This window comes from Streptomyces sp. AMJ-169 (assembly GCF_055597585.1).
The window spans coordinates 323,526-346,491 of sequence record NZ_JBVLTJ010000008.1 but is presented as its reverse complement, the minus strand read 5'-3'; the positions used below and the strand labels follow the sequence as shown (position 1 = coordinate 346,491).

11 protein-coding genes are annotated in these 22,966 nt (G+C 74.0%); 6 read left to right on the top strand and 5 right to left on the bottom strand.

What is annotated here, in order from left to right; all coding sequences use genetic code 11:
- Positions 1-5: 5 nt before the first annotated feature.
- The 4 genes from ACYUD3_RS21985 to ACYUD3_RS21970 form a co-directional block, all read right to left on the bottom strand.
- Positions 6-9,236, bottom strand: coding sequence for a type I polyketide synthase (locus ACYUD3_RS21985; RefSeq protein ID WP_470972412.1), 9,231 nt, complete (start codon positions 9,234-9,236; stop codon positions 6-8).
- Between the two features lie 92 nt (positions 9,237-9,328).
- On the bottom strand, positions 9,329-10,501 hold the full coding sequence (locus ACYUD3_RS21980; protein WP_470972410.1) for an alpha/beta hydrolase: 1,173 nt from the start codon (positions 10,499-10,501) through the stop codon (positions 9,329-9,331).
- Entirely contained in the window at positions 10,498-12,912 is a 2,415-nt protein-coding gene (locus ACYUD3_RS21975; RefSeq protein ID WP_470972408.1) for a thioester reductase domain-containing protein, read from the bottom strand. The genes ACYUD3_RS21980 and ACYUD3_RS21975 overlap by 4 nt, the downstream gene beginning before the upstream one ends.
- 180 nt (positions 12,913-13,092) lie before the next feature.
- Positions 13,093-13,455, bottom strand: a complete 363-nt coding sequence (locus tag ACYUD3_RS21970) for a hypothetical protein (protein ID WP_470972406.1) — start codon at positions 13,453-13,455, stop codon at positions 13,093-13,095.
- Positions 13,456-13,650: 195 nt separating this feature from the next.
- Here ACYUD3_RS21970 and ACYUD3_RS21965 point away from each other — a divergent pair, with 195 nt between their 5' ends.
- Complete coding sequence (locus ACYUD3_RS21965) at positions 13,651-14,646, top strand: LuxR C-terminal-related transcriptional regulator (RefSeq protein WP_470972404.1); 996 nt, start codon at positions 13,651-13,653, stop codon at positions 14,644-14,646.
- Between the two features lie 156 nt (positions 14,647-14,802).
- Here ACYUD3_RS21965 and ACYUD3_RS21960 read toward each other — a convergent pair whose 3' ends face one another.
- Entirely contained in the window at positions 14,803-15,633 is an 831-nt protein-coding gene (locus ACYUD3_RS21960) for a 2OG-Fe(II)-dependent halogenase WelO5 family protein (RefSeq protein ID WP_470972402.1), read from the bottom strand.
- Between the two features lie 214 nt (positions 15,634-15,847).
- Here ACYUD3_RS21960 and ACYUD3_RS21955 point away from each other — a divergent pair, with 214 nt between their 5' ends.
- The 5 genes from ACYUD3_RS21955 (at position 15,848) to ACYUD3_RS21935 (ending at position 22,893) form a co-directional block, all read left to right on the top strand.
- Entirely contained in the window at positions 15,848-17,014 is a 1,167-nt protein-coding gene (locus tag ACYUD3_RS21955; RefSeq protein ID WP_470972400.1) for a pyridoxal phosphate-dependent aminotransferase, read from the top strand.
- A gap of 131 nt (positions 17,015-17,145) precedes the next feature.
- A complete protein-coding gene (locus ACYUD3_RS21950; protein ID WP_470972398.1) occupies positions 17,146-17,937 on the top strand; it encodes an AzlC family ABC transporter permease in 792 nt (263 codons plus the stop codon).
- Positions 17,931-18,245, top strand: coding sequence for an AzlD domain-containing protein (locus ACYUD3_RS21945; RefSeq protein ID WP_470972396.1), 315 nt, complete (start codon positions 17,931-17,933; stop codon positions 18,243-18,245). Before ACYUD3_RS21950 ends, ACYUD3_RS21945 begins: the two co-directional genes overlap by 7 nt.
- Positions 18,246-18,428: 183 nt before the next feature.
- Positions 18,429-19,421: an alpha/beta fold hydrolase gene (locus ACYUD3_RS21940; protein ID WP_470972394.1), complete on the top strand. Its 993-nt coding sequence runs from the start codon at positions 18,429-18,431 to the stop codon at positions 19,419-19,421.
- A 301-nt stretch (positions 19,422-19,722) separates the two neighbouring features.
- Positions 19,723-22,893, top strand: coding sequence for a BTAD domain-containing putative transcriptional regulator (locus ACYUD3_RS21935; RefSeq protein WP_470972392.1), 3,171 nt, complete (start codon positions 19,723-19,725; stop codon positions 22,891-22,893).
- Positions 22,894-22,966 lie beyond the last annotated feature (73 nt).

Here is a 22,966-nt window from a genome sequence, read left to right as displayed (position 1 = left end):
GAGGGTCAGACCTGCTGGTCGAGGAACGCGAACATCTCCTCGTCGGAGTCGAACTCCGCCGCCTCCTCGGCGGACCCGTCGGCCGCGTCGGCGCTCTCGACGGCCGCCGTGTCGAGCCCGGCGAGCGTCTGCCGCAGCACCCGCAGCAGCCCGTCGCGCACGGCCTCGTCGCTGCCGGCCTTGCCGGCCGCGCCGCGCAGCGCCCGCTCCAACTCGTCGAGGGACAGGGACAGTTCGCCGGCCACCCGGGCTTCCTTGGCCGGGGCCTGGGCGGCGAGCCTGGTGTGCAGGTGCGCGGAGAGCTGCGCCGGGGTCGGGTGGTCGAAGACGACCGTCGTCGGCAGCCGCAGCCCGGTCAGCGCGGCGACCCGGTTGCGCAGTTCGACGGAGGTCAGCGAGTCGAACCCCAGCTCGGTGAAGGGCCGTTCGAGGGCGACGGCGGCGTCGGCGGCGTAGCCGAGGGTCCCGGCGACGAGGCCGCGCACGGCGTCGGTGACCCGCCGGCGCGCCGTCTCCTCGTCGAGCCCGGCGAGGCTGTCGGCGAAGCTCGCGCCCGGCGCGGCGGAGACGGCCGGCGCGGATTCGGCGGCCCGGCGGCGGACCCGTACAAGTCCCTTGAGCGGGGCGGGCAGTTCGTCGCCCCGCTGGGCGCGGGCGCGCAGTGCGCCGAGGTCCCAGGGGGAGGCGACGACGGCCGGTTCGGGTCCGGCCATCGCCGCGTCGAGCAGCGCGAGCCCCTCCTCGGTGGCGAGCGCGAGGGCGCCGGCGCCGGCGAGGCGGGCCTTCTCGGCGGCGCCGAGGTGCCCGGTCATGCCGCTCTCCTGGTCCCACAGCCCCCACGCGACGGAGGTCGCGGCGAGCCCGGCGCGGGCGCGGCGGACGGCGAGCGCGTCCAACGCGGCGTTGGCGGCCGCGTAGTTGGCCTGTCCGGCGTTGCCGATGACACCGGCGATGGAGGAGAACAGCACGAAGTGACTGAGGTCCTGATGTTCCGTCAGCTCGTGCAGTGCCTGCGCGGCCTCCGTCTTGGGCCGCAGCACCTTCTCCAGCCGCTCTGGGGTCAGTTGGGCGAGGACACCGTCGTCGATGACGCCGGCCGCGTGGACGACGGCGGTCAGCGGGCGGTCGGCGGGGACGGCGGCCAGCAGTTGGGCGAGGGCGTCCCGGTCGGCGACGTCGCAGGCGGCGACGGTGGCTTCCGCGGCGCCCAACTCCTTGAGTTCCGCCTGGAGTTCGGGCATCCCCTCGGCGGCGGCGCCGCGCCGGCCGACGAGCAGCAGGTGCCGTACGCCGTGCTCGGCGACCAGGTGGCGGGCGACGAGGCCGCCCAGGGTGCCGGTGGCGCCCGTGATGAGGACGGTCCCTTCGGGGCGCAGGGCGCGCGGGAGGGTGAGGACGATCTTGCCGGTGTTGCGGGCCTGGCTCAGGTACCGCAGGGCCTCGGGGGCTCGGCGGATGTCCCAGGTGGTCACGGGCGACGGGGTCAGCGTCCCGTCCGCGAAGAGCCGCAGCACCTCCGCGAGCATCCGCCCCCGGTGCGGCGCCTCCAGGTCCCGCAGGTCGAAGGCGTCGTACGCGACCCCGGGGTGCTGGGCGGCGACCTCGTCGGCGTCACGGATGTCGGTCTTGCCCATCTCGACGAACCGCCCGCCGTCGCCCAGCAGTCGGAGCGAGGCGTCCACGAACTCCCCTGCCAGGGAGTCGAGTACGACGTCCACGCGCGGGAACTTCGACTCGAAGTCCAGGTCACGCGAGTTCGCGATGTGCGCGTCGTCCAGGCCCAGTTCACGCAGCGTGTCCCACTTCCCCGGGCTCGCCGTGCCGAACACCTCGGCGCCGAGGTGCCGCGCGATCTGCACGGCCGCCATGCCGACACCGCCCGCTGCGGCGTGGATCAGTACCTTCTCGCCGGGCTTCAGCGCGGCGAGTTCGGCGAGCGCGTACTGGGCCGTCACCCAGGCGAGCGGGACGGCGGCGGCCTGGACGAAGGACCAGTCCTCGGGGACGCGGGCCAGGTCGCGGCCGTCGATGACGGAGACGGGCGCGAAGCCGCTGCCGTCGATGGTGATGCCGGCGACGCGGTCGCCGACGGCGAGGTGGGTGATGCCGGAGCCGATACCGGTGACGACGCCCGCGGCCTCCCAGCCGAGTCCGGCGGTGTACTCCATCCGCCCGAGGGTGATCATGACGTCGCGGAAGTTCAGCCCGGCGGCGCGGGCCTCGAACCGGACCTCGAACTCCCCGAGCGGCCGGTCGGTCTCCTCGCACGGCACCAGCGCGACGGAGTCCAGCGAGCCGCCGCCCTCGGGCGCCTCGAGCCGCCACAGCGGGACGTCCGGGACGGTGAGCGCGGCGCTGTCCTTGGCGAGCCGGGGCACGTACGGCTCGCCGCCGCGCACGGCGACCTGCGGCTCCCCGGTGCCGAGGGCCACCGCCAACGCGCCTTCGTCGTACGGGGTGTCGAGGTCGACGAGGGTGAAGCGGCCGGGGTTCTCGGACTGGGCGGTGCGCAACAGGCCCCAGACGGCGGCCTGTTCGGGGTCGACAGGCCGTGACTCCAGGCCGGTGGACTGCGCGTCGCGGGTGACGACCGTCAACGGCAGCCCGTCGTAGGCCTCTTCGGTGAGCCAGGCGCGGACGGTCGCGAGGACCGCGTGGAGCGACTGGGCGGGCAGGATCACCTGGCCTGGGCGGGCGCCCGGGGTCAGGGCGTCGAAGGTGAGCCAGTCGGCTGGGGCGGCGCCCGCCGCCGGGAGCTTCTCCCAGGTGATGCGCTGGAGGTTGTTCGCCGGGCCGGCCGTCGTCGCGGGGACCGCGCGGACGCGGAGGCGGTCGGCGGCCAGGACCGGGACGCCCGCGGTGTCGGCGGCCTGGACGGTGAGGGTGTCGGGGCCGTCGGGGGCGAGGCGGACGCGCAGGGCGGTGGCGCCGGTCGCGGCGAGCGTGACGCCCTGGAAGGCGAAGGGCAGCCGCAGTTCGCCGTTCGGGTCGGCGGCGACGTAGGGGTGCAGGGCCGCGTCCAGGAGGACGGGGTGCACGCCGAAGCCGTCGGCGCCGAGGCCCTCGGTGAGGGCGACCTCCGCGAAGGTCTCCGCGCCGCGCCGCCAGACCTGCCGTACGGCCTGGAAGGCGGGCCCGTACTCGTAGCCGGTCTCGGCGAGGCGGTCGTAGGAGAAGTCGGCCGGGGTGGCGTCGGCCGGGGGCCAGGTGGCCGCCCAGTCGAAGAAGCCCGGGGCGGCCGAGGCGGCGACCGTCGCGGTGGCGTTGCGGATCCACTCGCCGGCGGTGTCGGTGCGGGAGTGGACGTGGACGGTGGTGTCCTGGGCGGTGACCTGGAGGTGCAGGGCGCCGTCCTCGGGGAGGACCAGCGGGGCCTCGAACATCAGCTCCTCGACGCGGGCGAGGCCGAGTTGCGCGGCGGCGTCCAGGACGAGGTCGAGGACGGCGGTGCCGGGGACGATGAGCCGGCCGCCCATGCGGTGGTCGGCGAGCCAGGGCAGGTCGGCGAGGGCGAGCCGGCCCGTGGCGATCGTGCCGGTGCCGTCGGCGCGCTCCAACTGGGCGCGCAGCATGGGGTGTTCGGCCGTGGCGAGGCCGGCGGAGCCGACGTCGACGGAGTGGTCCTCGGTGATCCAGGCGCGGTGCTTGTCGAAGGCGTAGGTCGGCAGGTCGATCCGCCGGCCGCCGGGGGTGAGGGCGGCGAGGTCGACGGGGACGCCGGCGCAGTGGGCCTCGGCGAGCGCCGCGAGGAAGGCGTCCGGCTCGGCCCGGTCGCGGCGGTGCAGGGGGGCGACGGTGGCCGGGGCGGCCAGCGACTCCTGCGTCATCGCGGCGAGCACGGCGCGCGGGCCGACCTCGACGTACGCGGTGGTGCGGCGCTCCTCCAGTTCGGCGACGGCCGCGCGGAACATCACCGTGCGGCGCACCTGCTCCAGCCAGTACGCGGGCTCGTGCCAGCCGGCGTCGACGGTGCCGATCAGATCGGGGACGTAGGACAACTCGGGCTCGTGGAAAGTGAGTTCGTCGAGGACCGCGGCGAACTCGGCGACCATGGGCGCCATCAGGGGTGAGTGGAAGGCGTGCGAGACGGTGAGCCGCTTGACGCGCCGGCCGCGCTCGCGCCATACGTCGGCGAGGGCGAGGGCGGCGGTCTCGTCGCCGGAAATCACCACGCTGGTCGGCCCGTTGACGGCTCCGACGCCCAGCTTGTCCTCCTGTCCCGCGAGGCTTTCCAGGACCTCCTCGTGCGAGGCGGCGATCGCGACCATGGCGCCCGGTGCCTTGAGGTCCTGCATGAGCCGGCCGCGCGCGGTGATGAGACGGGCGGCGTCGGCGAGGCTCCACACGCCCGCGATGTGGGCGGCGGCGACGGCGCCGACGGAGTGGCCCGCGACCTCGTCGGGGCGGACCCCGACGGACTCCAGCAGGCGGTGGGCGGCGACCTGGTAGGCGAAGAGGGCGGGCTGGGTGTACGCGGTCGCGTCGAGGAGCGCGGCGTCCTCGGTGCCGGGCTCGGCCCACATGATCTGCTTCAGCGGGCGGTCGAGGTGGGCGTCGAGGGCGGCCACGGTCTCGTCGAAGGCGGCGGCGAACACCGGGAAGGCGGCGTGCAGTTCGCGTCCCATGCCGGGGCGCTGGCCGCCCTGTCCGGTGAAGAGGAACGCGGTCTGCGCGCCGGAGCGCGCGGTGCCGGTGACGGCGTTCGCCTCCGGGCCCCGGTCGCGCAGGTCGGCGAGTGCGGTGAGGAGGTCGGCGCGGGTGCGGCCGAGGAGGGCGGCGCGGTGGTCGAGGCGGGCGCGGGTCGCGGCGAGCGAGTGGGCGACGTCCGGCGGGCGCAGGGCGGGGTCGGCGGCGATCCGGTCGTACAGGCGGGCGGCCTGGCCGCGCAGGGAGGTCTCGGTGGCGGCGCTGAGGGGCCACACCAAGGGGGCGTCGGCAGCGGGCTCACCCCCCGACTCCGGCCCACCCGCCGGCTCCGGTTCGGCCGTCGACTCCGGTTCGGCCGGGGCCTGTTCGAGGATGATGTGCGCGTTGGTCCCGCTGATCCCGAAGGACGAGATCGCGGCGCGGCGCGGCCGGTCCACCTCGGGCCACGCGCGGGCCTCGGCGAGCGGCGCGACCGTCCCCTCGCTCCAGTCGACGTGCGGGCTCGGCTCGGTGAAGTTGACGATGCCGGGCAGGGTGCCGTACCGCATGGCGTGGATCATCTTGATGACGCCGGCGGCGCCCGAAGCGGCCTGCGTGTGGCCGATGTTGGACTTCACGGACCCGATGAGCAGCGGCTGTCCGGGGGTACGCCCCTGCCCGTAGGTCGCGATGAGCGCCTCGGCCTCGATCGGGTCGCCGAGCGAGGTGCCGGTGCCGTGCGCCTCGACGACGTCGACGTCCCCGGCGCCGAGCCCGGCGACGGCGAGGGCACGCCGTACGACCTGCTCCTGCGCGGGCCCGTTGGGGGCGGTCAGGCCGTTGCTCGCGCCGTCCTGGTTGACGGCCGAGCCGCGGACGACGGCCAGGATCCGGTGGCCGAGGCGGCGGGCGTCGGAGCGGCGTTCGACGACGAGCATGCCGGCGCCCTCGGCGAAGGCGGTGCCGTCGGCGGTGGCCGAGAAGGGCTTGCAGCGGCCGTCGGGCGAGAGGCCCTTCTGGCGGCTGAACTCGACGAACGTGCCGGGCCTGGACATCAGGGTGACGCCGCCGGCGAGGGCGAGCGAGCACTCGCCGCGCTTCAGCGCCTCGACGGCCAGGTGCAGGGCGACCGCCGAGGAGGAGCAGGCGGTGTCGACGGACATCGCGGGCCCGTTGAAGCCGAAGACGTAGGCGACGCGCCCGGAGGCGACGCTCAGCTGGGAGCCGGTCAGCAGGTGGCCGTCGGTGCCGGGCGCGGGCCGGTCCAGGCGGGGGCCGTAGTCGCTGGCCATGAGCCCGGCGAACACACCGGTGTCGGAGCCGCGCAGGGTCTCCGGGTCGATGCCGGCCCGCTCCAGCGCCTCCCAGGAGGTCTCCAGCAGCAGCCGCTGCTGCGGGTCCATGGCGGCGGCCTCGCGGGGGCTGATCCCGAAGAACGGCGCGTCGAACTCGTCGGCGTCGTGCAGGAATCCGCCGCGCCGGACGTAGCTGGTCCCGGGTCCGTCCCCGGCGGCCAGCGCCTCCAGGTCCCAGCCCCGGTTGGTGGGGAACTCGCTGGTGCAGTCGGCGTGTTCGGTCACCACCCGCCACAGGTCCTCGGGCGTCTCGACGCCTCCGGGGTAGCGGCAGGCCATGCCGACGATGACGACCGGGTCGTCGGCCGCGCCGCGCACCCGGGGTGCGGTGGGCGCGGGCGGGGTGCGGGGGGCGTCGTCGAGCCGGGCCCGCAGCTCCTCGGCGAGCCGGCGCGGGGTCGGGAAGTCGAAGGTCACCGACGCGGGCAGGGTGAGCCCGGTGGCGGCGGCGAGCCGGCGGCGCAGCTCCAGCGTGCCCAGCGAGTCGAGCCCCAGTTCCTTGAACGGCAGCCCGGTGTCGGTGACTTCGGCCCCGCTGACCCCGCCGACGATGTCGCGGACCATCCGCAGCAGCTCGCGCGCCGGACGCCGGTCGGCGGCGCGCTGCGGCCGGGCCGCGACGGGCTCCTCGCCCAGCCAGTACCGCTCGCGCTGGAAGGCGTACGTCGGGAGCGGGACCGTGCGGGTGCCGGGGGCGAGGGTGGTGCGGTCGACGGGGGCGCCGTGGACGTAGGCCTCGGCGAGGGCGCGGACGAAGCGGGGCCTGCCGCCCTCGTCGCGGCGCAGGGTACCGACGCCCGTCGCCGTACGGCCTGTCGACTCGGCCGTCTGCTCGACGGCGTCCAGCAGGACCGGGTGGGTGCTGCACTCGACGAACACGCCGCAGCCGTGCCCGAGGGCCGTTTCGAGGGCCTGGGTGAGTTCGACGGTCTCGCGGAGGTTGGCGTACCAGTAGCCGGCGTCCAGGCGGGCGGTGTCGAGGAGGCCGCCGGTGACCGTGGAGACGAACGGGACCGTGGTCGCGCGCGGGCGGACCGGGGCGAGCGCGGCCAGCAGTTCCTCACGGACCTCCTCGACGAGCGCGGAGTGCGAGGCGAAGGCGATCGGCAGCAGCCGGGTGCGGTGCCCGTCGCGCTCCAACTGCTCGGCGAGGGCGGTGAGTTCGGTGACCGGTCCGCCGAGGACGGTGGCGCGGGGGCCGTTGACGACGGCGACCGACACGCCGTCCGGGAGGGTCAGTTCCTCGCGGGACGCGGTGACCGACAGCATGCCGCTGCCCCGGCCGGCGAGTTGGGTGATGATCCGGGCGCGCAGGGCGACGACGCGGGCGCCGTCCGCCAGGCTGAGGGCGCCGGTGACGGTCGCGGCGGCGATCTCGCCCTGCGAGTGGCCGATGACGAGGTCGGGGGTGACGCCGTGCGCCTCCCAGAGAGCGGCGAGGGAGACCATCACGGCCCAGAGGGCGGGCTGGAGGATCTCCATGCGGTCGAGGCCGGGGGCCTCGCCCTTGAGGACGGGGAGGATGTCGTCGTCGAGGTGGGGGGCGAGGGCGGCGCGGCACTCGTCGAGGCGGGCCGCGAACACCGGCTCTTCCGCGAGGAGTTGGCGGGCCATGGCGGGCCATTCGGTGCCCTGGCCGGGGAAGAGGAAGGCGGTGCGGGCGGGGGTGGTGGCAGTTCCTGTGACGAGGTTGTCGTGGGGTGCGCCTTGGGCGAGGGCTTCCAGGGCGGGGCGGTCGGCGGCGAGGAGGACCGCGCGGTGGTCGAACTCGGCGCGGGTGCGGACGAGGGAGGCGGCGACGGCGGCCGGGTCCTGAGGGTCCGTCAAGTGGGCGGAGAGGGCTGCGGCTTGGGCGCGGAGGGCGGGGGTGGTGCGGGCGGTGAGGATCCAGGGGGCGGGGGTTTCGGAGGACGCGCGTGTCTCCTCCGACTCCCCGGCGTCGCCCGTCAGTTCACGCCCCGGCGGCTCCGCCAGCACCAGATGGCAGTTCGTGCCGCCCATCCCGAACGAGCTGACCCCCGCGACCAGCCGCCGCTCCGTCGCGGGCCAGTCCTGCGCCTGGTCCGCGACGGTCAACCCCAGTTCACCGAGCGGGATCTCGGGGTGCGGCGTGCTGTGGTGCAGGGTCGGGGCGATCCGCCGGTTGCGGATGCTGAGGACCACCTTCAGCAGCCCCGCGACCCCGGCGGCCCCTTCCAGATGCCCGATGTTGGTCTTCACCGACCCGACCAGCAGCCGCTCCCCCGGCTCCCGCCCGGCCCCCGCGCCCAGCGCGGCACCGAGCGCGGCGGCCTCCACCGGGTCGCCGACCGGCGTGCCGGTGCCGTGGAGTTCGACGTACTGGACACTCTCCGGGGCCACCCCCGCCCGCGCGCAAGCGGTACGGATGACGTCCCGCTGGGCCTCCGCGTCCGGCACGGTCAGCCCCGTGCCCCCGCCGTCGTTGTTGACGGCGCCCCCGAGGATGACGCTGAGCACCGGGTCCCCGTCGGCGAGCGCGGCGGACAGCGGCTTGAGGACGACGACGGCGCCGCCCTCGCCGCGGACGTAGCCGTTGGCGCGGGCGTCGAAGACGTGGCAGCGGCCGTCGGGCGAGAGGGCGCCGAAGCGGCCGATGGTGTCGGTGGTCTCCGCGAGCAGGGCGAGGTTGACACCGCCCGCGAGCGCGACCTGGGTCTCGCCCCGGCGCAGGCTCTCGCAGGCCGCGTGCACGGCGACCAGCGAGGAGGACTGGCCGGTGTCGACGGTCATGCTCGGTCCGCGCAGGCCGAGCAGGTGCGAGACGCGGCCCGCGATGATGCCGCGCTGGGTGCCGACGAGCTGGTAGGCGGAGCCGGTGGCGTGGCGGTCGTGCAGGACGGCGTAGTCGTCGCCGATGGCCCCGATGAACACGCCGGTCGCCGAGTCGCGCAGCCGCTCGGGGACGATCCGGGCGTCCTCCAGGGCCTGCCAGGCGAGTTCGAGAGTGAGCCGCTGCTGGGGGTCCATCGCGGTCGCCTCGTAAGGCGGGATGCCGAAGAACGCGGCGTCGAAGCCGGCGACGTCGTCGATCAGCCCGGCCCTGCGGTGGCCGCCGGCGCTCCCGGCCGGCCAGCGCTCCTCGGGCACCTCGCCGACCGCGTCCCGGCCCTGCTCGATCAACTCCCAGTAGGCGGCGGGGTGCTGGGCGCCGGGGAGCCGGCAGGAGAGGCCGATGACAGCGATGGGTTCAGAAGGAGCGGACGCGGAGTCGACCGGCGGTGCCGACTGGTTCATGGGGAGCCCTTTGCAGGAAAAGAGAGGGGGTTGGGGAGAGGGGAGCGCGCGGGCGGAGCGCGGGGAGGGGCGCTCCGCCGGGGCCGTCGGCTCTAGCGCAGCTCGTCCAGGAAGTTGACGATGTGCCCGAACACGTCGAAGGCGGCGCCCCGTCCGATGAACGGGTCGACGTGGCCGTATCCGGCGATCTCCGTGTAGCGGACGTCCAGTTGGGGGTGCCGGGTGGTCAGGACCTCGTGGCAGACCTTGTTGGAGTCGGCCCACAGTTTGTTCTCGCTGCCGGAGATCAGCAGGACCGGGCAGTCGATGCGGCCGGCGGCGGTGACGGCGTTCTCGGGGAGGGCGGCGTAGCGGCGGTCGCGCTGGTGCCAGCGGCCGACGGTGTGGGCGAGGTCCATCTGGCGCAGGTGCGCGGTCGTCGACAGCGGCGCGGAGCCGAAGAGTTCGGCGAGCCGGTCGTGGGTGCGCGGGTGCAGGTTCTCGTGGACGTAGAGCGAGGCGCCCATGCCCCAGGCCGAGTTGTGCAGGATCTGGCAGGTGGGGTCGGTGCACTCGGCGCCGCGCGCGGCGAGCGCGAAGGCGAGGGTCTGGGCGGAGAACAGGCCCGCCTTGCGGATGTCGACGGCCTGGTAGTTCAGGCGGCCGCGCAGGAGTTCGGGGCCGATCATCATCGGCAGCCGGGACTTGCTGTACAGCTTGGGGGTGAGGAAGACGCCCTGGGCGACGACGCCGGAGAGGCCGGTGACCAGCCCCGCGGTGAGGCTGAGGGAGAGGGTGAGGGCGCCGATGCAGTGGGCGACGGCGAAGAGCTGTGCGCCGGCGCCGATGCGGCCGCGGATGTGGGCGACGGCTTCGGGGATGTCGTACAGGGCGACGTCGTCGTAGCTGTAGCGCGGGCCGCGTTCGTTGTAGGGGAGGCGGCAGCTGCCGCGCCAGTCCAGGAGCCAGGGTTCGTAGCCCGCGTCGAGCAGCGCCTCGGTGAGGTTGCGGGTCTCGGGGAGGGTGAACATGTCGGCGGACGCGGTGTGTCCGTGCAGCAGCAGGACGGCGGGGCGGTCGCGGTCGTCGTCGCGGTGGACGCGGGACAGGGCGAGCTGGGTGCCGTCGGCGACGCGCAGCGGGATGTGTTCGACGACGGCGTCGGTGAGGCCGTGGGCGACGAGAGGGCGCGGGCGCACGCGGACGCCGTCGAGGCCGCGGCGCAGCGGGGCGGGGGCGGTGCGGGCGGCGATCCGGCCGGCGCGCCTGAGGGAGCGCGGGATCATCGGGTCAGTTCCTTGCGGTCGGTCGGGCGGGGGGCGGTCTCGGCGCGCAGGTCGAGGAGTTCGGCGCCGGCGCGCAGCATGGGTTCCATGAGCCCCTGTCCGATCTGGGAGCCGAACCAGGCCATCCAGGTGAGTTTGGCGAGCCGGCGTTCCTTCGGCGACAGCGTGGACTTGAGCCTGATGCCGTCGACCTGTTCGGGGAGGTAGCTCTTGCGGGGGACCTTGAGGACGCCCTTGACGGTGGCCTCCTCGCCCTCGCGGCCGATCTCGACGGCGAGGGTGAAGCACTGGGCGAGCAGGTCGCGGCGGGCGCGGGCGGTCTTCTGGCCCTCCAGCCACCACATCCCGCCGTCGGCGTCGCGCAGCCGCAGCCGGTAGCGCAGCAGGGGGTGGCGGACGCCGGGTCCGTGCGGGACCCCGTGCTGGGGCCGTACCCACAGGTCGCCGTCGACGACCGTCAGCGGCTCGGCGTGCAGGCGGGCGCAGCGCAGCGTGCCGCCCTCGCGGACGTCGACGCGGCGGTGCTTGACCAGCTGGTACATGCCGGCGACGGACAGCGTCAGCTTCATCAGGGCGAACGTGTCGGGCTGTCCGCCGGCCGCGCCGAGCCGGCCGCGCATGGTCTCCGCGAAGGCGACGTACGGCTCGTCGTCGCGGTGCGGGAGGCGGGCCACGCCGCTGTCGGCCATCTTCTCGAAGGACGCGGTCTGCGCCTCGGCGTCGTACACCTTCGCGGGCGGCAGGTTGTGGCGGGCCACGAAGGCGTCGGTGCGGTCGCTGGTGGCGGGCGGGGAGTGCAGGAACGCCTCGCACAGCTTCCGCGCGGTGTGGCTCTCCATCATCCGCACCAGGAAGTCGAGTTGGGGCAGCTCGGCCTCCTTCGCCCAGGCGAGGAAGTCCTCCCGCCACTCCTCCCAGCCGACGACCTCGACGTTCATCCCGCTGAGCTGCATCTCGCGGACCATGCCGTCGAGGGTCGCGGGCCGCCCGGTGAGGTTGTACGTCTGCCCCCAGGCGTCGGGGTCGCAGACGACGGCGGCGACGACGCGGCTGATCCAGTCGACGGGGGCGACGTTCATGCTGCGGAACGCGGGCAGGGTCCGCATCCGGGTGAAGGCGCCGAGCAGGCCCGTGCTGAGGTCGAGCGGGTTGTGGGCGCCGGTGACGGTGTGTCCGGCGATGCCGCCGGGGCGCATCAGCGTGACGCGCAGCCCGTGTTCCCGGGCCCGGCGCAGCGCGACTTCCGCGGCCCACTTGGACTGGTTGTAGCCGCCGATCATCCGGTCGACGCGGCCGAGCGGCGAGTCCTCGTCCATCGCCGCGATGCCGATCTCGTTGTAGACGGCCGTCGAGGAGACCTGGTGCAGCGGCTTGGGGCGGCCGGTCGTGGCGAGTTCGGCGAGGGTGAGCGGGCCGAGGACGTTGCTGCGGCGCAGGGAGGCGTACCCGCGCAGGAAGTCGACGGCGGCGGCGCAGCTGACGATGGAGTCGACCTCGTCGGCCAGCTTGTGCCAGGTGGTGTCGTCGAGGCCGAGGTGCGGCTTGCCGATGTCGCCGGGCAGGGCGGTGATGCGCCGGCGCAGCTCGCCCGACCAGGGCAGGAGGTAGCCGGTGAGGGCGTCGGCCAGCTTCCGCTCGGCCGCCTCCTCGTCGGCGGCGCGCACCAGACAGACGACGTGCGCGTCGCTGCGGCGCAGGAGGTCGAAGAGGAGGTGCCCGCCGAGGAATCCGGTGGCCCCGGTGAGGAGGATCCTGCGGGGCTCGACCGGGTCGGGGGCGGGGACGAAGGGGAGGGCGTCCACGCGGGCCAGGTCGCCGAGGATGAGGGGGAGGTCTATGTCGGGGGTGGAGGAGGGGGTGGAGGAAGAGGGGGTGGAGGAGGGGGCGAGGGCGGCTGAGGTGCCGGGGCGGGTGGCCAGGGCGGCGGCGTTCTCGGCGGCTCCGGCAACTCCGGCGACGGCGGCTCCCGCAACTCCTGCGGCTCCGGCAACTCCGGCAGCCCCCTCCGTGCTCTCCACCCCCAGCCACCTCTCCGCCAGCCTCCTCGGCCGGGCGTCCGCGAAGACGTCGTCCAGGCTGAGCCGCATACCGTGGTCGCGGCGGAGGGCGGCGACGAACTCGACGGCGGTGACGGAGGAGGCGCCGGCGTCGAACAGGTCGGTCTCGGGGTCGACGTCCGCGGTGCCGAGCAGGCGGGTCGCGGTGGCGGCGATCTCGGCGGCCAGCTCCGCGACGGATTTCACGGCGTCCGCAGCGCCCCCGCTCGCCGCACTCCCCGCATTCCCCCCAGGTAATTCCCCGGCCCCCGGCGCCCCCGCCCCCGCGTCCCGCTTCCGTACCCGGTTCAGCAGGCTGCTCACCGCGTCCTGCCCCCGATGGCCGTGGCCGGCGCCACCCAATGTCTCACTCATGCGTTTCCTCGATACCTCTTGCTCTCACCACAGCCACAGCAGACCTTCGATGAAATGCCGGACTTCGTTAGTCCCAGCCGGTGGTGCGGGACTCCTCACGTATTTCCTTGTGCACGACGCCTCCTTTCGGCAGGGAAGATTCCTTCGCCATACAACCATCTCCGCCGGGTACCCGCGCTGTCATCTCCCCCTGGTGTCCTCATCCGGCACCTGCATAAACCGTCCTGCGGGATCGGGCGCGGCGAGCAGCCGGTCGAAGTACAAACCGACCAGTGCGGCGCAGGAATTGACCACCCGACAGCCTCTGAATCGGTCATCTCCGCGCAGTGCGCGCTCCGTGACGGACTGCGCGGTAACCTCCGCGGCGGCCACTCGCACAGCTTTCACATAGAAACCTACGGTGAGTCCACCGGGTGGCGAAAGGTGCACACTTACGTGTTCGACTCCCTCCCCCTCCCCGGCAAATGAGCACAAAACCTTCTTCATCGAATCGAATGGCCGAAAATATTCCGGAACGCTGATTTGCACATGGATCAGGTGCATAACAGGAGCCTCCCCGAGCTCGGCGGTTACTTCAAGGTTTCCTACTGGCCGGAGTATGCATCGGACCGTAAGAGTGTCTGAAATCAGCCCCCGAGGTAGGTGGCATACCCAACGGTCACGGTTAGGCTATGGGCGTTGGTTGAACATTCCAGAGAATTTTTCCGCTGTCACGAATACCCGTGGAAGGGACCGCATATGCTGGAGGTTCTCGGTCTCGACGAGACCTGTACACACGTCTACCGCACCCTCCTCGGCCAGCCGCAGGCCGGTTTCGCCGAGTTGCGCGGCCGACTGGGAATGAGCGAGCGGGAACTGGCCGAAAGTCTCGACCGGCTCAGTGAACTCGCCCTCATCCGGGAGATGTCGAGCGAGCCGCTGGTGCTTCAGGCGGTGAATCCCGCTATCGGTATAGAGGCCCTGATCGCGCAGCAGCAGGCGCGGATAGCGAAGGAGCAGCGGCGGGTGGAGCGGATACGCCTGACCGCGCTGCGGCTGACCGAGGAATTCTCCGCCGCGCGCTTACATGAGCTGAAGGGCATCGAGCGGCTGAGCGGTGTGGAGGAGGTCCGTGACCGGATCCGGCTGCTGTCGGGGAGCGTCACCACCGAGTACCTGGCCTTCGCGCCGGGCGGGGCGCAGAGTGCGGCGGGCATGGCGGTGGCCCGGCCGCAGGACGAGTCGCTGCTGCGGCGCGGGGTGCGGATGCGCACGGTCTATCTCGACAGCATCCGCTGCAACCCGGCGACCCTCTCCTACGCGCACTGGCTGGCGGAGTCGGGCGGCCAGGTCCGCACCGCCCTGAGCCTGCCGGTCCGGCTGGCGGTCGCGGACCGTACGACGGCGCTGATCCCCCTGGACGGCGAGGACAGTAGCGCCGGCGCCCTCGTCGTCACCTGCCCGGGTCCGGTGGCCGCGCTGTGCGCCCTCTTCGACGCGGTGTGGGACCAGGCCGCCCCGCTGGGCGCCCGTCCCCCGGCCCCCACGGCCGACCCCGCCACCCCGCAGGAGCTGGAGGTGCTGCGGCTGCTGGCGCAGGGGCACACCGACGAGACCGTGGCCAAGCGGCTCGGTGTCTCCCCGCGCACCGCGCGCCGCATCGCCGCCGATCTGATGGACAAGCTCGGCGCCCGCAGCCGTTTCCAGGCCGGCGCCCGGGCGGTCGCGCGGGGCTGGCTCACCGACCAGGCCTGACCCCCTGCCGAGGACGGGCGCCGACGCTGCCGCTCCGTCCCACCGGCCCGGGTGACACCTCCCCACCGCCGCGAGGCCCCCCGGCCCCGGCCCCCGGACTCCCCCACAAGCCCCGCAAGGCCGTGCCGAACGTTCCCGGCACGGCCCCGACGTGTGTCACGCCCAGATGATCAGGCGGTTGTCCGCCGTCACGCCCACGAAGAACGCGATCGTCAGCCGCCGTCCCTGTGTGCTGGGGGTGATGAAGTGGTAGTTGCGGGTGTCGAAGAAGATCCCCTCCCCCAGCTCCGGGGTCAGGGTGAGGCCCGGTTCGCGCGCGACGATGGTCTGGGACCAGCCGAAGCCGATGCGGTCCTCGTCGTCGACGGGCCGCCAGCGGCGCCGGAAGACGTTGAGCTCCCCGCCGTCCTCCGGCAGGCTGATGTAGCAGTTGAACCCGAGCTGGGCGACCGGGGTGTGGTCGAAGACGCCGGGGAACTCCCGTACGACCTCGTCGAAGTGCATCCGCGGGTCGCCCTTCAGCTCGCGCACCATCCCCGCGAACAGGCGCTGCCCGCCGACGGTGGCCCGGGTGACCGGGCCGTCCCAGGCGGCCGCTATCTGCGCGACCAGCGTGTCCATCGGATCGTCGGCGCCCATGGCGCGCGCCCACTGCTCCTCGGCCTTGCGGGCGTCGTGCCAGTACTCCGGGCGCAGTTCGCCGTCGAGGTAGTAGTCGTAGACGGCCGGTCCGAACTTGGCGATCGGCGGCCAGATGCGGCGCTCGTCGTAGGTGCTGAACTCGGTGCCGTCGAGCTGCGCGGTGATCTGTTCGCAGGCCTGCGGGGTGAGCATGGCGGGCACCCGGACCGCGCCGAGGGTGCCGGCGGCGAGCCGCAGCAGGGAGTCGCGGCTCAGCGGCGAGACGGACTCGGCGTCGAACAGCGGGTCGACCTGCTGGACGACTTTCGTGTTGCGGATCAGGTGGTCGGCGTCAGTCGGCTTCACTGCTCATCTCCTCAAGTCAAGACTCCGTCCGGTGCGAGGCCGGCTCCGACGGCCCTCATGACCGCCACGGGAGCCTCATCCTCACGCCGCCGCCTTGGCGGCCCGCTGGACGATCCCGCTGTGGCGCCGCGTGCACCAAGGGACAAGGCGGCGGCGGGCGCGGCATACCGGCTGTCCGGCCGGGCTCAAGCGGCGCAGGTGACCGTGGGTGTCCATGAGCCTCAGGAAGACGCTGCTGTCCCAACGGGCCGCCTCGCTGGCCCCGATGTCCCTGGCCCGGCTGGCGGCGACCGCGCGGGAGCGGGGCGCGGTCGACCTGGCGAGCGGGGTGCCGCTGGGCAATCCGCCCGACGCCGTCCTCACCGCGGCGGCCGAGGCGATGCGCTCGGGCCGCAACCAGTACGCCCCCGGCGCGGGCGACCCCCGGCTGCGGGCGGCGGTCGCCGAACGGCTGCTGCGCGAGCGGGCGGCGGTCGTGGACCCCGAGCACGAGGTCACCGTCACCAGCGGCGCCACCGAGGGGGTGCTGGCCGCGCTGCTGGCCTGCACCGACCCCGGCGACGAAGTCCTCGTCCCCGAGCCCTGGTTCGAGTCGTACCCGAGCACGGTCCGGCTGGTCGGCGCGGTGCCGAGGCCGCTGCCGCTGACGCCCGGCACGTGGCGGCTCGACCTGGACGCCGTACGCGCCGCGATCGGTCCGCGGACCCGGGTGATCCTGCTCAACACCCCGCACAACCCCACCGGCCGCGTCTTCTCGGCCGCCGAGCTGGCCGCGCTGATGGAGCTGTGCGTGGCGCACGGCCTGGTGTGTGTGACGGACGAGGTGTACGACGGGTTCGTGTACGGCCGCTGCGAGATGGCCTCGCCGCTGGACCTGCCGGGCGCGCGCGGCCACTTCGTGGCGGTGGGCAGCTTCTCCAAGTCCCTCCAGATGTCCGGCTGGCGCCTCGGCTACTGCGTGGCCTCCCCCGAACTGACCGCGGGGCTGCGGCGGGTGGTGGAGCGGACGACGGTCTGCGCCGCGGCCCCGCTCCAGGCCGGCGCCGCCGCCGTCAGCACCGGCAACTCCGGGGCGGCGGACTTCCGGGCGACCCGGGACACGATGACCGCGCGGATGACGGCGGCCGGGTTCGACGTGTTCCCGCCGGAGGGCGGCTGGTTCGTGTTCGCGCGGATCGGGAAGGTCACGCCGCTGCCGGCGGACGTGTTCGCGGCCCGGCTGCTGGAGCGGGCGGGGGTGCTGGTCGCACCGGGCACCGCGTTCTTCGCCGACCCGGCCGTGGGCGGCGAGTGGATCCGCACGACGTTCGTACGCGACCCCGAGACGCTGGAGCAGGGCCTGAAGCGACTGGAGGACTTCCTGCGCACCGAGACACCCTGAGCCGCGGCTCAAGAGACGGCCCGCCAAAGAGCCCTGAGCCCCCTTCAAGAAACAGCCCCCTTCGAGACAGCCCCAGGACCGCCTTCGCCCGACTCCCTCCCCCGGCCCGACCACCCTCTGGACGGTTCCACGTGAAACAGCACCCCCCTGACCGTGAGATGTGGTCGGCCCTCGGCGCGCTCAGCGTCGCCGCTGCCGTCATCGGTGTCTCCTTCGGCGCGATCGCGGTGGCCTCCGGTGTGCCGGGCTGGCTGGCGATCGCCATGTCGGTGTTCATCCACGCCGGCGGCGCCCAGTTCCTGTCCGTCGGGCTGCTGGCGGCGGGCAACCCGGTGGCGGCGGTGGTCGGCGGACTGCTGCTGAACGCCCGCCATCTGCCGTTCGGCCTCGCCCTGCGCGACACCCTGGGCGACACGTGGTGGGCACGGATCGCGGGCAGCCAGCTGATCAGCGACGAGTCGGTGGCGTTCGCGCTGAGCCGCCCGGAGGGCGCCGCCCGCAGACGCGCCTTCTGGGCCTGCGGGATCGCGCTGACCTTCGCGTGGGACGGCGGTACGGCGCTCGGGGTGCTGCTCGGCAACAGCATCGGCGACCCGAACGCGTTCGGTCTGGACACGGCGTTCCCGGCCGGCCTGCTCGCCCTCGTCCTGCCCTCACTGCGCGAAAGGGCGACGCGGGACGCGGCGTTGGCCGGCTCCGCGCTCGCCCTGCTGACCACCCCGCTGCTCCCGGCCGGCATCCCCTTGATGCTGTCCCTGCTGGCCCTGGCGCTGGCCCTGCCGGCGGCGAGACGCCGGCCACCGCGACCCGACCCCCTACCCGGCCCCGGCCGCGACCCCGCATCCGCGCCGATATCCGCACCGATATCCGCACCCTCCCCGACCCCCGACTCTCCCGCCGGCGAGGAGGCCCCCCGATGCTGACGATGACTCTCGCCGTCGCCGTCCTGGCCCTCGGCACCTACCTCGCCCGGCTGGCCGGTCCGCTGCTGCACCACCGGCTGACGCTGCCCGAGACCGTCGTACGGCTGCTGCCGGTCATGGCGGCCGTGCCGCTGACCGCGCTGTGTGTGACGGGGGCGGTGTTCGAGGGGGTGGCCTTCGCGGGGTGGGCGCGGCCCGCCGGGGTCGCCGTCGGGCTGGTGCTGGCGCTGCGCCGGACGTCGTTCGCCGTCATCGTGCTCGCGGCGGCCGGCACCACGGCCCTGTTGCGGCTCTGTGGACTTTCCTGACCTGCGGGGACGGGGAGTCGATCAAGCGGCGTTCAACCGGCCGTCAAGCGGCGGGCAAACGCCCCTGTCACGATGTCTCCACGCACTGTGACACCTCGCGTACGCCCGGTCCCCCCGAACCCCCACCGACCAGCTGATATCCCTTCCATCCCTCTGTGTCCGGAACTGCCCTGGGAGACCCTCATGTCACTGGCCACCTACCGTCTGGGCGATCTGCCCCTGGAGAGCGGCGAGGTCCTGCGGGACGCGCGGATCGTGTACGCCCTGCACGGCCGGCTCGCGTCCGACCGGCGCAACCTCGTCCTGTGCCCGACCTTCTTCGGCGGCGACCACACGGGCTACGACTGGCTGATCGGCAGCGGACGGCCGCTGGACACCGACCGCTACTGCGTGGTCGTGCCCGGTCTGTTCGGCAACGGGTGCTCCAGCTCGCCGAGCAATCACCGAAGCGGCACGGACTTTCCCGCGATCTCCTCGCGTGACAACGTCGTCGCCCAGCATCAGCTGGTCACCGAGGAGTTGGGGGCGAGCGAGCTGGCGCTGGTGACGGGGTGGTCGATGGGGGCGATGCACTCCTACCAGTGGGCGGTGTCGTATCCGGACATGGTGGCGCGGCTGGCGCCGGTCTGCGGGGCGGCGACGACGAGTGGGGCGACCCGGGTGTTCCTGTCGGCGCTGGGTTCGGCGCTGCGCTCCGGCGGGCCCGCCGAGCGGCGGCTGCGGGCGGCGGCGCGGGTCTTCGCCGGGTGGGCGGCCTCGCACGAGTTCTGGGCGCGGGAGCTGCACCGGGAGCTGGGCTTCGCCGACCGGGACGGCTATCTCCGGGACTTCTGGGACGCGTTCTTCACCAGCCGCGACGTCGACGACCTGCTGGTGATGATCGGTACATGGGAGCGCTCCGACGTCGGCGCGACCCGCGGGTACGGGGACGCGCGGGCGGCGCTGGAGGCGGTGCAGGCGGACACCGTGCTGCTGCCGGGGCTGCGCGACCAGTGCTTCCCGCCCGAGGACGAGGCGGCGGCGGCCCGGCTGATCCCGCGGTCGGCGCTGAGCGTGATACCGGGCGCGTGGGGGCATCTGGCGGGCTCAGGGGCGAGCGCCGAGGACCGCGCGTTCGTCTCCAGCGCCCTGTCACGCCTGATGGAGCGCACTCCGGTGGGTGCCGGCCGCCCCTGACACCTCCGCCCCGCATCGAGCGCCCGCCCGTGAAACCACTGGGAACCGTTTGAAAGCACCCCCCGAAAGACAGAGTCTCCAAGGTCCGTTCGTGCAAAGGGCCGTGGCGAAGCCCGCTCGACCGGCCGGCGGCGCCCTCTCGAAGCAGTTGTCCGCCGGCCCGGCCGACCTCCCTCCCCCCTCCCTGTCCCCTACCGTCCCCTCTTTCTCTCCGACGTCCTTCGCGCCACCCCCGCACGCTGACCTCCACGCACACCCCCGACCGGTGTTCTCCCGCACCGGAAGCCGCAGGAGAAACAGCATGTCCGTACGTATCGCACCGGCCCCGACCGTTCCTGCGCAGCAGGAGGAGCCGGCCGCCCTGTCCCGCCCGGAGGCGCCCGTCCGCGTCTTCGGCAAGACGACCATCCAGTTCGCCGGCCAGCCCCTGGAGATGGGCCCGCCCCGCCGCCGCGCGGTCCTCGCGCTGCTCGTGATGCGCGCCGGCACGGTGGTCTCGATCCCGACCATCCTCGAAGGCCTGTGGGGCAGCGACCTCCCCGACCACGCGGTGACCACCCTCCAGTCGTACGTGTCCCGGCTGCGCAAGCTCATCGTGCACCGGCCGCTCGCCGACGGCTCGGAGCTGACCTTGCAGTACCGCAGTCACGGCTACGTCCTGGACGTGGCCCCGGAGAACATCGACGCCGTGCGTTTCGAGCGGCTGGTCGCCCGTGGTCTCGCGGCCGAGCGGCACGGTGACCCGGCACTCGCGTTCGGGCTGCTGTCGGCGTCGTTACGCGAGTGGACGGCGCCGCCCTTCGAGGATCTGTCCGAGTACGACTTCGCCTGCCAGGAGGCGGGCCGGCTCAGCCAGTTGCGGCTCTCGGCCGTGGAGGGGCGGGCCGAGGCCGCGCTCCGGCTGGGCCGCAGCGGCGAGATCCTGCACGACCTGGAGCGCGAGGCGGCCCACCATCCGACGCGCGAGCGGCTGGTGCGGCTGCTGATGCAGGCGCAGTACCGGGGCGGCCGGCAGGCGGACGCGCTCCAGGTCTTCGACCGCACCCGGCGCTATCTGTCCACCGAGCTCGGCGTCGACGTCGGTCCCGAACTGCGGCGTACGCACGAGGAGATCCTGCGCCAGGCGCCCTCGCTGGCCCCGGTGCACGCGCCTGCGCCGGAGCCGGTGGTGCCGGTGCAGCGTCCGGCGCCGGCGGCGGGCCCCGCGGTGGAGCGGGAGCGGACGCCGGCGCGGGGCATGCCGTTCATGGGGCGGCGGCGGGAGCTTTCGGTGCTGCGGGCGGCCGTCGACCGGGCCTGCGCGGGCCGGGGCGGGGTGGTGAGCCTGCTGGGGGAGAGCGGGGTCGGCAAGACGACGCTGCTGCGGGAGCTGCGCCGCGATCTCGCCGAGCGCGAGGTGGACGTGCTGACCGTGAACTGTCCGAAGGCGGACGCGCTGCCGACGCACTGGCCGTGGAAGCAGGTGCTGCGGGCGGCCGACGAGCGCTGGCCGCAGACGGTGCGGGCGCTGCCGGCCGATGTGCTGGCGACGCTCGCGGGGCTGCTGCCGGGCTGGGACCGTGCGGCGGCCCCGGGCGGCCCGGCGCCGGTGGCCGACGACTTCGGGGTGCAGGAGGCGGTGGCCCGCGCACTGCTGGCGCTGGGCCGCCGGCCGCTGGTGCTGGTCGTGGAGGATCTGCACTGGGCGGACGTCGCCTCGCTGCGGCTGCTGCGCTTCCTCGCCAGTCAACTGGCCGACTCCCGGCTGCTGCTGGTGGTCACCTCGCGCACCTTCCGGGCCGGCACCGACCCGGACATGCGGGCGCTGCTGGCGGCGCTGCGGGAGCTGCCGGTGTCCGACGAGATCATCCTCGACGGGCTGACCCCCGAGGAGAGCAGACAGTTCGCGCGGGCGACGGGCCGGCCGCTGTCCGACGCGGTCGCCGACACGCTGTACCGGCGGACGCAGGGCAACCCGTACTTCCTGGTCGAGCTGCTGAAGCAGCTGACGCCGGACATGTCGGCGGCGGCGCTGGACAGTCTGCTGCCGGACACGCTGGAGGAGGTGGTCCTGGAGCGGCTGACGATGCTTCCGGAGCCGGTGAACGACGTGCTGCGGGCGTGCACGGTGCTCGGGGAGGACTGCACGGCGCCGGTGCTGGGCCGGGTCGTGGGCGACGGTCTCGACGTCGGGACGGGTTCGGCGATCCAGCAGGCGGTCCGCGGGGGGCTGCTGACGCCGGCCGCGTCCGGGGAACGGCATCTCGAGTTCGTGCATCCGCTGCTGCGGGACACGGTGCGCCGCACGCTGGCGCACGCGGAGCGCGGCGAGCTGCACCGGCGCGCGGTGCCGGCGCTGCTGGACGGCGCGCACCCGGCCGACGTACGCGACTCGGTCGGCGCCCACGCCCGCGCGGCACTGCGGTCCGCGCCGCCCGCGCAGGTGCTGCGCCCGGTGATCGAGGAGGTGGAGAAGTCGGTCCGGCTCGGTCTGTACGACGTGGGGCTCGGCTGGCTGGATCTGCTGGCGGACATGCTGCGCACCCCGGACGGGGACCAGCGGTACGCGCAGGCCGAACTGGACGTGCAGAGCCGCCGCCTGGACCTGCTGCACGTGGTGCAGGACCCGGCGCCGCGCTCCCGGGACGCGCTGCGGGACCTGGTGCGTCAGCTGGGCCGTTATCTGGGGCTGCCGCAGACGGCGGCGATCCTGCCGAGCCGGCTCTCCGACCAGATCGCGCACGCGGACCTGTCGGCGGCGCAGGCGACGGCGTCGCTGCTGCTGGGGCTGGCCCGGCAGGAGAAGGACCCGTATCTGGAGTTCGTGGCGCACTTCGGATGGTGCGGGGTGCACTACGCGCGCGGCGAGCTGGGTTCCGCACGGGCCTCGGCCGACGCGGGTCTCGCGCTCGCGGAGCAGGTGCCGCACGAGGGGGTGACCTCGTGGGCGATGTATCTCGGGGTGCGGCTGCGGAAGGTGATGATCGAGTGGCTTCAAGGGCGCCCCGCGGAGGCGTGGCGCGGCATGGAGGACATCCGGGGGGTGGCCTCGTGGCGGGAGGGGGTGCCGTGGACGACGAGTCTCACGCACACCGTGGAGGCCGTGCTGCGGGTCCTGGAGGACGATCCCCGGGGCGCCCGGCGCGACGCGATCGCGGCGGCGGAGCCGGTGCGCAGGCGGTGGACGCCGCGCTGGCAGTGGCTGATCGACGCCGTGCTGGTGTGGGCGAACGCCCGGCTGGGCCAGGCGGGTCCGGCGGACTTCGCGGTGGCGCGCGCGTCGCTGGCGCGGGCGGAGCTGGCGGGGACGCGGCTGGTGACGCTGGGGCTCGCGCTGGTGTCGGACGCGGAGCGGGTCTCGGGCCGCCCGAGGGAGGCGCACGCCTATCTGCGCCGGCTGCGGCGGCTCGTGGCGCAGACCGGCGAGGTCGTGTACCTCAACTCGCTGCCGCCGCACCTGCTGCCGTGGCGGGCCCTGCCGTACGCCGCGTGACGGTGTGACGTACGGCAGGTGGTGACACGTGTCGGGTGCGGCCCGGCCCCGGGGCCCCGCGGGTCGCGGGGCT